Annotated in this window: 9 protein-coding genes and 1 tRNA gene; 6 read left to right on the top strand and 4 right to left on the bottom strand. The window is 36.1% G+C overall.

From position 1 onward, the window contains the following. Positions 1 to 197: 197 nt before the first annotated feature. Both gloB and rnhA read right to left on the bottom strand, forming a co-directional pair. Positions 198 to 926, bottom strand: coding sequence for a hydroxyacylglutathione hydrolase (gene gloB, locus J3U42_RS08655; RefSeq protein WP_267336214.1), 729 nt, complete (start codon positions 924 to 926; stop codon positions 198 to 200). Between the two features lie 70 nt (positions 927 to 996). Continuing rightward, on the bottom strand, positions 997 to 1,497 hold the full coding sequence (gene rnhA, locus J3U42_RS08650; RefSeq protein ID WP_267336213.1) for a ribonuclease HI: 501 nt from the start codon (positions 1,495 to 1,497) through the stop codon (positions 997 to 999). A gap of 194 nt (positions 1,498 to 1,691) precedes the next feature. Here rnhA and dnaQ point away from each other — a divergent pair, with 194 nt between their 5' ends. The 3 genes from dnaQ (at position 1,692) to J3U42_RS08635 (ending at position 3,067) form a co-directional block, all read left to right on the top strand. Further along, positions 1,692 to 2,426 (top strand): DNA polymerase III subunit epsilon, encoded by a 735-nt coding sequence (dnaQ, locus tag J3U42_RS08645; protein WP_267336212.1) that lies wholly within the window; start codon positions 1,692 to 1,694, stop codon positions 2,424 to 2,426. 116 nt (positions 2,427 to 2,542) lie between these two features. Then, positions 2,543 to 2,619: transfer RNA gene (locus tag J3U42_RS08640), tRNA-Asp, on the top strand. Between the two features lie 85 nt (positions 2,620 to 2,704). Then, positions 2,705 to 3,067: a YbaN family protein gene (locus J3U42_RS08635; protein ID WP_267336211.1), complete on the top strand. Its 363-nt coding sequence runs from the start codon at positions 2,705 to 2,707 to the stop codon at positions 3,065 to 3,067. A gap of 98 nt (positions 3,068 to 3,165) precedes the next feature. Here J3U42_RS08635 and J3U42_RS08630 read toward each other — a convergent pair whose 3' ends face one another. Then, positions 3,166 to 4,218, bottom strand: a complete 1,053-nt coding sequence (locus J3U42_RS08630) for a hypothetical protein (protein ID WP_267336210.1) — start codon at positions 4,216 to 4,218, stop codon at positions 3,166 to 3,168. Positions 4,219 to 4,736: 518 nt separating this feature from the next. Between J3U42_RS08630 and J3U42_RS08625 the strand changes: the two genes are divergently transcribed. The 3 genes from J3U42_RS08625 to J3U42_RS08615 all read left to right on the top strand — a co-directional run bounded on the left by J3U42_RS08625 (position 4,737) and on the right by J3U42_RS08615 (position 10,049). Next, positions 4,737 to 7,508, top strand: coding sequence for a flavocytochrome c (locus tag J3U42_RS08625; protein ID WP_220219575.1), 2,772 nt, complete (start codon positions 4,737 to 4,739; stop codon positions 7,506 to 7,508). 29 nt (positions 7,509 to 7,537) lie between these two features. Beyond that, positions 7,538 to 8,497 carry an FAD:protein FMN transferase gene (locus tag J3U42_RS08620; protein ID WP_267336209.1) on the top strand — a complete coding sequence of 320 codons (960 nt, stop codon included), beginning with the start codon at positions 7,538 to 7,540 and terminating at the stop codon, positions 8,495 to 8,497. A 91-nt stretch (positions 8,498 to 8,588) separates the two neighbouring features. Continuing rightward, complete coding sequence (locus J3U42_RS08615; protein ID WP_220219577.1) at positions 8,589 to 10,049, top strand: DASS family sodium-coupled anion symporter; 1,461 nt, start codon at positions 8,589 to 8,591, stop codon at positions 10,047 to 10,049. A gap of 47 nt (positions 10,050 to 10,096) precedes the next feature. Here J3U42_RS08615 and J3U42_RS08610 read toward each other — a convergent pair whose 3' ends face one another. Then, a complete protein-coding gene (locus J3U42_RS08610) occupies positions 10,097 to 11,566 on the bottom strand; it encodes an exopolyphosphatase (RefSeq protein WP_416380453.1) in 1,470 nt (489 codons plus the stop codon). Positions 11,567 to 11,569: the final 3 nt, after the last annotated feature.

Below are 11,569 nucleotides of genomic sequence, written 5' to 3'. Positions count from 1 at the left end.
GATGCATAATTAACACCACCACTTTTAATACTAGAAGTAACTATTGATTTCGTGTTTGAATTTTTATAGCTGCTACTTACAGTTTGTCGAGGAGTTTGATTTTGACACGCAGCTAAAAAAGAACATAACATTGTGAATATTAATAATTTTTTCATTAGTTTTCAAGTTTAGACATCAATTTAAGCGTGTTATTATACCTAAAAAATGTCTTTTTGGCTCCTAAAATAAGTGAACAGGTCTAACTCATTGTTAAAATTAAATTTATCTTGTAAAGATTTTTCATTACATCTTAAAAATAAGTTAATTTGTTTCTCTTTGGTTAAAATAGAAGGCAAAGTAATTGATTTTTTACAAATACTATCGAAATACTTAACGATTTGTTTATCGTTAGGCACCATTTTTTGCGCAAAATTTAGATTAGCTAAAGTGTATTCATGTCCTGCACAAATTAACGTATCATCAGGTAATTGCTTTAACTTATTGAGAGAATTGAGCATCTGTTGATAAGCATTGTCAACAACTCTACCACAACCAGCAGAAAATAGTGTGTCACCACAAAAAACGTACGGCTTAATATAATAAGCTAAATGACCTAAAGTATGCCCTGGTACTGAAATAACCTCAAATTGAAAATCAGCAATAGATACTATTTCCTTATCATTCAGATAGTGAATTGGCAAATCTATTTCACTTGGCCCGTAAATTTCAATATCGGGATAAATTTGATGTAACTTAGGTACACCACCAACGTGATCGATATGGTGGTGAGTTAATAAAATTGCAAGGGGGGTTAAGTGATGTTTTTTTAGATATTCAAGGACAGGTTCTGCTTCACCGGGATCAATGATAACAACTTGTTTATCATTATTTTCTAATAACCAAACATAGTTATCTTTCAAAATCGGAATAATATGCAATTGAAACATAAAATTTTTACTCCTATATAGTGCTAGTAATAAGTCTTTGATAGAAGTTTAAGGATAATAAAGTCGATGTTTAAAATAGATCTAAATTATCAATTTGCTGATCTGATATAGATTGTTCAAATCCAGTATCGGTTAAAGTAGGCGATTGGGCTTGCGTTTTCGCTAATATATCACAACGTTCATTTTCAATATGTCCTGCATGTCCTTTAACCCATATCCAGTTGATTTTATGGTGCTGGACTAATTGATCCAGACGTTTCCATAGATCAACATTTTTAACCGACTTTTTATTCGATGTACGCCAGCCGTTTTTTTTCCAACCATGTATCCAATTGGATATACCATTACGTAGATATTGGCTGTCTGAATAGAGTTCAATTTGGCAAGATTGTTTTAATTGTTCTAAAGCGACAATGGCCGCTAATAGTTCCATGCGATTGTTGGTGGTGTTAAAGTAGCCTTCTGATAAGACTTTTTCTGTCTGTTTATATTTTAAAATAGCTGCATAGCCGCCGGGTCCGGGATTACCAAGACAAGAGCCGTCCGTATAGATTTCAATTTTTTTTAGCATTTTATTAAACTTTTTACCGAGTCATTAAAATGTTATCCATAAGATTAACCTGAAATATATAACCTAATTTTAGCCTTTTTTTGCTAAGTGGCTCATTGGGTTTAAATCGTGTAGGTATCAACATTAAAGTATTTTGGTGATAGACTATATCATTAATTTGTTTATTTCCCAATTACTAACAAAAAGAGAGCATTGTGATAACTAATTCTACTCGTCAGATCGTCTTAGATACCGAAACAACCGGTATGAACCAAGGTGGTAATAATCATTATGAAGGTCATAAGATTATTGAAATTGGTGCTGTTGAAATTATTAATCGCCGTTTAACGGGGAATCATTTTCATGTTTATATTAATCCTGAGCGTCTAATCGATGAAGAAGCGTTTCGAGTTCATGGTATTAGTGATGAATTTGTTAAAGATAAACCCATTTTTAAAAATATTGCTCACGATTTTATTAAGTTTATCGACGGTGCTGAGTTAGTTATCCATAACGCATCGTTCGACGTCGGCTTTATGGACTATGAATTTCGCCTGTGTGGATTAGATTTTAAAACTGCGGATCACTGTATCATTACCGATACATTGGCTATGGCAAGACGCTTATTCCCGGGTAAGCGAAATAACTTAGATGTACTTTGTGAACGCTATCAAATTGATAATTCACATCGAACACTTCATGGCGCTTTATTGGATGCCGAGATCTTAGCTGAAGTCTATTTAGCGATGACCGGTGGGCAAACAACGCTATCTTTTAGTTCTGATGAGAATCTTTCATCTTCAACACAAAGCCAAACAATAAAAAAGATTACTCGCAGTGGTACACCTTTAAAAGTGATTAAAGCGTCACAATCAGAGTTAACTGAGCATGATGATATTTTAGCAAAAATTGATAAGAAAAGCGGCGGGGCGTTGTGGAATAACCGTTAATGATTGTTTTATATTCAATCAGACGTTAATTTTAAAATTTATATTGACGTAATTAAAAATAATCTTTAACATCACGCCTACTTTAATGTTCTAACATTAAAACTATCAAACAAAGCGGAGCGGTAGTTCAGTTGGTTAGAATACCTGCCTGTCACGCAGGGGGTCGCGGGTTCGAGCCCCGTCCGTTCCGCCAATTCTTATCCTATTAATGCTTTCCTTGTTTAATATAATTGTGTTATCTTCGATAGCCTCTAAATATTACTTAAATTGATTCAGACATGCTAAAAAAATCGATATTTGTTGTTCTGGGTGGAATTTCATTTGCATTAGGAACGATTGGCATTTTTGTTCCATTATTACCTACCGTACCTTTTTATCTTTTAACTGCATATCTATGGTTAAATAGTTCTGAGCGCCTTTATAACTATTTTACTCAAACTAGTTACTATCAAACTTATATCCAAAAAATGCTAATTGAAAAGAAAGCAACCAAGTCCAGTTTATATAAGATGTTGGCAATGGTGTTTGTTGTGCTTCTTATTCCTTTTATTATTTTTGATTCTTTACATGTAAGAATCATTTTAGCCATTGTATTTTTAGCACATCTTGTTTTTGGCTACTATTATTTTAATAAAAAGTGATTTACATCACGGCTGAAAGTAGGCGAGGACAGGGTAAATAAGTTACCCTGTAACAAAAATAATGGCGTTTGATTGCGAAGTGATATTTATTATTCGGATTATTTCAAACTTTTTTTAATTTCAATAGCAAGTAATGGATTCCACATTGCACCTGTTGCACTCATCACCGCATCGGCTCCACTTTTGATAAATTGATGATAATGTTCACTATTACTCACACCACCAACACCAACAATAGCAAATTTTAAGTCCATTTGTTGACGGTATTTGGCTAATCGACTAACCATATCCAGACCAGCCCAACGAATCGCTTCACCGCAAATCCCGCCTTCTTTTCTATTTTCACCTAATGCCGGTTTACCGTTAGCATCGACAGGTTTAGCTGATAGTGTATTTATTGCGCTTAAGCCGTCAATTATCGAACCGACTCGAGTTAATAACGAAATAATTCTTTCATCATCAGGAAAATAAGCCAGTTTTAAGATCAATGGGCGATCAGGTACGGCTGTTTTAATAGCATTTACAATACGTTCAACGCGATCAATGTCGAAACAGAGTAATTTGCTCGCACCTTCATTTGGACAGCTTAAGTTTGCTTCTAAAATAGGGGCATTGGTTTCTCTGACTAATTTAGCCGCTAGCGCATAATCTTTTTCGATTTCGCCATTACCTTGGGTGCCTTGAAAACTGCCGATAACACATTGTCCATGGCCAGCTGATTTTACGGCGTCAGCCATATCGGGTTGCCAAATATCCGGAGCAAAAGACGGAACACCAAAAGAGTTAGTAATTGACAAAGGTTGAGTATAGTTTGTATCAGCTAATACGGTATCAAGATTCGGGGATAATTTACCATTTGGGTGGACAGATAGTACATTAGGTAATGGGTGGCATTTATGAAGTTTAGTTCTAACTGTTTTATACACACATAAATCAAATCCATAAGCAAAAGCGGCCTTGATATAATTAGCATTTAATAATGGACCTGCTGGCATGCCAAAAGGGAGGTTGACATCAATATTTAAAAATTGAGTTGGTTTGGTTGGTACTTGTTGTGCTTTATCTAATTGCGCGAAAAGTCCAAAAGGCCCTTGAGCATAATTATCTTCATAACTAATACTTGGATTATAAAAAGGGATCAAAGGTTTCATGCTATCTCCTGTTTATGAATATTCTTGAAATGGTGTTGTTGATTAAATTGAGGTAAAAATACAAAGGGGTAGAAATAAAAAATCCTCCATAAAGGAGGATTTATATAGGAAATGAAAAAAGAGCGATTATGTGGTGTTGTTTTGATTTGTTGTATAAATGCCACAATCATGGTCAAATTCTCTTTTATCCAAACTGTCAGACATTCTAGCTGAATAAAAATAAAGTTCAAGAATAATATTCAAAAAATATGTAAGTAAATGAAATAGTTACAGTGTTTTTTTTTAGACTTTGACCACCTATCACTACGCTGATTTGAAGCATCAAATTCAAAAATAGGCAAAATCTAACCAACAAATTCAGTCATAAAAAGCTAATTGATTAAAAACATTCAGAAAAAATTGTCCAAAAATTGATACTAAGGTTATTAATGAAACTAATGTAAGTGGAGAATACCAGTAACTAATGTTATTATTACCGGTAACAAAAAACAATTTTGAAAATTACTGGGTAATGAAAAATGAGAAATGATAATATTTTTAAACCATTAGCTTTACCAAACGGCGTAGAATTAAAAAATCGAATAATGATGGCGCCGATGACAACTTGTTCCGGATTTTATGAAGGTTCTGTCACGCATGATTTAATTGAATATTACCGAGCAAGAGCGGGTGAAATAGGCACTATTATTGTTGAATGTGGATTTGTTGACAATAAAGGTTTAGCCTTTCCCGGAGCGATTGGTTTAGATCACGATGATAAAATAGAGGGATTAGCGAAGATCGCTAAAGCCATTAAAGAGAAAGGCTCCAAAGCCGTTATCCAAGTTTATCATGGTGGCCGTATGGTTGAGCCTAAACTCATTGGTGGACAATCCCCAGTTGGGCCAAGTGCGATCGCTGCACCACGTCCGGGCGCAGCAACCCCAATTGAATTAACTGCAGATGAAGTCGATGAGATGATTGACAAGTTTGGGCAAGCAGTTCGTCGAGCGATCCAAGCTGGATTTGACGGGGTCGAAATTCATGGTGCTAATACCTACTTAATTCAACAATTTTACTCACCTAACTCAAATCAACGAACTGATAAATGGGGTGGTAGCCGTGATAATCGAGCTCGATTCCCATTGGCTGTTTTAGATATTACTCATAATATGGTTAAAAAATACGCCAGCCCTGATTTTATTGTTGGTTATCGTTTTTCACCGGAAGAATTAGAAATACCGGGTATTCGTTTTGATGATTCGATGTACTTACTTGAAAAATTGGCTGAGAAAGGTCTTGATTATGTTCACTTCTCTATGGGGGCTATCTTAAGACCATCTATTGTTGAAACTAATGATCCAACGCCTTTAATTAATAAATATGTGGCAATGCGATCACAGACATTAGCTAAAATTCCGGTTGTTGGCGTCGGTAATGTGGTTAATATAAGTGATGTCGAAGCCGCTATGGATAACGGCTTTGATCTGGTTGCAGTAGGTCGGGCATGTATTGCTTACCCTGATTGGCTTAGTCGAGTCGAAAAAGGGGAAAAACTTGAACTTTTCATCAATAGTGATAAACGTGAAGAACTCAATATACCTGAGCCACTTTGGCACTTTTCATTAGTTGAAAGCTTGATTCGTGATGTGAATCTTAATGTAAAAAAATTCAAGCCGGGCAATTATCAAGAAAAGGTTAATGATGAGTCTTATGAATACTTAATTAATGTTGAATTAGGTAAAGACTTCGTTAAAGACATGCAATTGCTTAATGCTAATGATTTTGATAGTGAAGTAGTTAACAACTTTTCTGAAATCAAACATCGTATTATTGACTCTAATAGCCCACACGTCGATGCAATTTCTGGCGCGACATCACAATGTGAAGCGTTCAAAAAAGCGGTAACCAAAGCTATGGCGAAATCAAATAAAGAAGCTATCCTTGCTGAGGGTGGAGATCCTAATGATAAAGCTTATGATGTGGTGGTGGTTGGTAGTGGTGGCGCTGGACTGTCAGCCGCTATTCAAGCACATGATTTAGGGGCAAGTGTGGTTGTGGTTGAAAAAATGCCGGTTATTGGTGGCAATACAAATAAAGCTTCCGCTGGTATGAATGCGGCCGAAACCAAATTCCAAAAACTTAAAGGCATTGTGGACAGTAAAGATCTGTTCTATAAAGAAACGTTAACAGGTGGTAAAAACAAAAATAATCCTGAATTACTTCGTTATTTTGTTGAAAATGCACCTGATGCCATTGACTGGTTAGATAATAATGGTATCGAACTAAGTGGTATCACAACAACGGGTGGCATGAGCATTGACCGTACGCATCGTCCGGCAAGTGGCGCGGCTGTTGGCGGATTTTTAATTAGTGGATTGCAAAAAAATATCAACCGACGTGGTATTGAAGTTATGCTTGATACCAATGTAACTGAAATTTTAACGGAAAATCATAAAGTTGTCGGTGTTAAAGTCAGTGAAGAAGACGGTTCCGTTCAAACGATTAAAGCCAAAGCGGTTATTATTGCTACTGGTGGATTTAGTGCAAATCGTGAAATGGTTGAAAAATATCGTCCTGATCTGAAAGGATTTGTTACCACTAACCATAAAGGTGCAACCGGTTCCGGAATTATGATTTTAGAAAAACTGGGCGCAGGCACAGTGGATATGAAAGAAATTCAGATTCATCCAACTGTAGAGCAAACAACTTCGTATTTGATTTCCGAATCAATTCGTGGTGGCGGGGCGATACTGGTCTCCCAAAAAGGACAGCGCTTTGTCAATGAGTTAGATACCCGTGATAAAGTTTCAGCAGAAATTATTAATTTACCAGAGCATTATGCGTATATTCTATTTGATCAACAAGTGCGTAATGAAAACAAAGCTGTTGAAGAATATGTATCGCATGATTTAGTCGTTCAAGCTGATACGATTAAAGATCTTGCTGATAAACTCTCAATTGACAGCAATACTCTATCCCAAACTATTGAGCGTTATAATCAGTTCGCTGAAACAAAACGTGACGAAGACTTCGGAAGAACAACCGGTATGCGACATCCTATAAACAAAGGACCATTTTATGCGATTAAAATTGCACCGGGTGTGCATCATACTATGGGTGGGGTAACGATTAATACCGAAACTCAAGTTTTAGATACGGATAAACATGTAATACAAGGCGTATTTGCTGCTGGCGAAGTGGTCGGTGGTGTTCATGGTGCCAATCGTATCGGTGGAAACGCTGTTGCTGATATCATTATATTTGGTATGCAGGCAGGTAGAAAAGCCACTGATTACATTAATCATTAATTGACTAATATGACTTAAGCTTGTTTAAAATGCTTAATTCAAGCCATGAATATACTCAAGTATTAATGGGTACCACGGTTTCATTAACGCTTTATGAGCCTAATGAAACCGTAGTTCATAGGGTGTTTCACACCATAAAATTACTTGAAGATAAATTGACCGTTAACCGCCGTCATTCAGAAGTTATGTCGATTAACGCTGCTGCGGGTAAACATCCGGTTATCGTTAGCCGTGCTGTGTTTTCGCTTATAGAGCAAGCTTATAAAGTCAGTTTAATGCCCAATAGTTGTTTCAATTTTGCTATTGGTCCTTTAGTCAAATTATGGAAAATCGGTTTTCAAGGCCAGCAAGTTCCCTCCCCACAGCAAATTCATGATCAACTATTATTAACCGATCCTAACGAAATTGAGCTTGATCCTAAAACTTGTGCAGTTTTTTTGAAAAAAAAGGGAATGGAAATTGATTTAGGTGCTATAGCCAAAGGCTATATAGCCGATGTGGTTAAAGTTGTTCTACAGCAAAATAACATACATCAAGCTATTATCAATTTAGGTGGTAACGTCTTAACTTTAGGCAAATCACCTTTAGATAAGAACGGCAATTGGCAAATAGGTTTGAAAGAGCCATTTTCACTCAACAATGAACTGGTTGGGATTATTCAAGTCAACGATAAATCTGTGGTTACATCAGGGATTTATGAGCGTTACTTTACCTTAAATAATCACCGCTATCATCACATCTTTGACCCTTCAACCGGTTATCCTTTGGATAATGAATTAGAAAGTGTAACGGTAATTTCAGATACGTCGCTTGAAGGTGATATTTTTTCGACTATTCTCTATGGATTAGGGGTTAAAAAAGCGGGTAACTATTTGATTGAACATCCGAATTTATCAGCCATATTTGTTTTAAAAAATAAAACAATCGAACTAGTTAATACTGATAATTTTGCTTTTCAACTAGTTAGCCAACAATATGTTTTACCTTAACATTTTGTTGGAAACGAAAAAATTTATATCAAACTGGATCGTTTTTATAATGAATTAAATTAAGTCATTTTTAATTAAAAAGGAAAATACTATGAACACAGTGAAAAAACCACCTGTCAAATGGTTACCGCTCATAATTATTGCCGCTATTTCAGCAATATTATGGCAATTTGTTTCTCCGCCAGAAGGAATTAGTATTGAAGGTTGGCACACCAGTATCATCTTTGTTGCTACTATTGCCTGTATTGTCGCTGAAATTATGCCAATTGGTGCAATTGGACTATTAGCGATAACAGTATTTGCGGTTTTAAGACCGTCAGGAGCGGCAACAGCAACAGATGCGATTAAAATTTCATTAAGCGAATTAAACAGTAGCCTTATTTGGCTTATTGTTATTGCTTTTATGATTGCACGTGGTTTTATCAAAACAGGATTAAGTAGGCGTATAGCTTATTATCTGGTTAAAATTTTAGGTAAAAATACGTTAGGTTTAGCTTATGGCCTGTCAGTAACAGATATGGCATTAGCTCCAGCGATTCCTAGTACGACTGCTCGTGCAGGTGGGGTAATATATCCTATCGCTGAAGCGTTAGCGATTAATTTTAATTCGAGTCCAAAAGATGAATCAAGAAATCGTATTGGCACTTTCTTAATGTTAACCATTAGTCATGTAAATGATATTACATCGGCAATGTTTTTAACTGCCTTTACCGGCAATTTGCTGGCAGCCAAATTAGTAACAAGTCAACTTGGTATTACTTTAGGCTGGGGACAATGGTTTATGGCGGCTATCGTACCTTGTTTAGTCTCATTTATTGTTATTCCTTTAGTTATCTACTTTTTAACCAATCCTGAACTTAAAAAGACACCAGAAGCGCCTAAACTAGCCGCCGAAGAACTTGAAAAAATGGGTTATGTGACCTTTAAAGAAATTATTATGGGTACAACAGTTGTATTACTGTTAGGCTTGTGGATTTTTGGTAAAAATTTCGGTATTGACTCAACCACTACTGCATTTATCGGTTTAACAATTTTAATTTTAACCGGCGTACTTAGTTGGGAGGACATCAAGGGTGAAAAGGCCGCTTGGGATACTTTGATTTGGTTTGCTGCATTATTGATGATGGCGGGGCAAGTGAATAAACTTGGCGTAACTAAATGGCTAGGCGATACAATTGGTAATGCGGTTAAAGGTCACTTAGGGGATAGTAGCTGGGTTTTAGTCATTGTGATTTTGTGTGTAGCTTATGTTTATCTCCATTACTTCTTTGCGAGTGGTAATGCGCATATTGCTGCTTTATTCCCGGTATTTTTAACGGTTGCTTTAGCACTCGGCGTGCCGCAAATGATTGCCATTTTTGCATTAGTTATTTGTACTAACTATTTTGGTTCGATTACCCAATTCGCTAATGCCCGTAACCCGTTACTGTTTGCTGAAGGCTTTGTACCGGTTAAAACATGGTGGAAAGTCGGTTTCATTTGTAGCGTAGTAAATTTAATTATTGTTTTCACTATTGGTATTTTATGGTGGAAAATCATTGGATTAGGCTAAAAGCTTAGCTTATCACCGCCAGTTAAACTGGCGGTTTTTTTGAGTGATTAAAACATTTCAATCGATAATTTCCAATCGTTAACCGATTTCCAATATTTCTGCTCCTGCTCTAAATCAAGCAAGATTAATTTATTATTTTCAACAAACTTTTCGTTGAGTTCTATCGTCAGTTTGCTCAATTTATCACTGTTTAATTTTAATCTAAATGCAGTGAGATCCAGATCGTTATTACGCTGGTTATTAAATAAAACGGCAAGCCGCAAAATCTGCAATAACGAGATGATATGTTTGTATTCGAATAAACTAAAATAGGGCAGTTCATCAATGTTAATTGACTTTCGGTGATAACGAACAAGGGTAGACAATAAAAGTTGTTGTTCTTCATTGAATCCGGGTAAGTTACTATTTAACAGAATATAACTCGAATGTTTGTGTATTGATGAAAAATTTATTTTCAGTCCCACTTCATGGAGCTGCGCTGCCCAATAGAGGATAGATTCTAAATGTTGCGGAATATTAGTCGAAGTTTGCGCTTTCCATTGTGAAAAAAGATACTTTGCCGTTTTTACCACTTGTTTAGCATGACGCTCATCAATGTTGTAATGCTGAGAGAGTGATTCAGCTGTTGTTTGTCTTATATCCCGATAATTTGGACCGTCGATCAGTTCATACAAAACCCCTTCACGTAATGCGCATGGGCTAAATTGAAGCTCTTGTAGGCCTAATGCGTTAAAAACGCCACTAAATATTGCTAACCCGCTGACGAAAACGTTTTTTCTTTCTTCCGAAAGTGATGGATAGTCAATTTCATGAAAAGACTTGAATTCTAAGATATAACTGATTAAATCATCCAAACGTTTAGGCGTAATGATACCGTCGCTGACACCTAAATCTAATAATATTTTGTAAATACTTTTAATTGTGCCGGAAGTGCCAAATGCGGCACTGATATTTTGTCTTTTTATTGTGGTAATAAGATTTTCAATTTGTTGTTCAGCTGCCAGTTTAGCTCTTAAAAATGAATATCGGTCAATGGTCTTTTGTGGAAAAAATTGCTTAGTGTAAGTCACACAGCCCATTGGTCGACTTGCCACAATAAATGGTTTGAGATCGTTTCCTCGACCAATGGCAATTTCAGTCGATCCACCACCAATATCAATAACAAATTTGGTATCATCTTCGGCGGTTGCTTCAGCTGTCATGGTACCTAAATAGATTAAACGGGCTTCTTCTTGTCCAGAGATAATTTCAATCGGGTAGGGTAGAACCTTAGCCGCTTCGGCTAGAAATTGATGCCGATTGCTGGCAATGCGCAGCGTATAAGTAGCAACAATTCGAACATTTTCCGGAGGAAATCCATTTAGCCGTTCAGCAAAGAGCGCAAGGCACTCAATACCTCTTTTAATACTTGACTCACTTAGCTCATAGAATTCATTTAAACCGGTAGCTAAATGAATATTCTTTTTATTTTTGTAAATAATTTGTGTAGCACCATCTATACAACGTGCAATGACCATATG

This window comes from Gilliamella sp. B2923 (genome assembly GCF_026536565.1).
Classification (GTDB): domain Bacteria; phylum Pseudomonadota; class Gammaproteobacteria; order Enterobacterales; family Orbaceae; genus Gilliamella.
The sequence above is the reverse complement of the archived record's forward strand: the minus strand, read 5'-3'. Positions and strand labels throughout refer to the sequence as shown.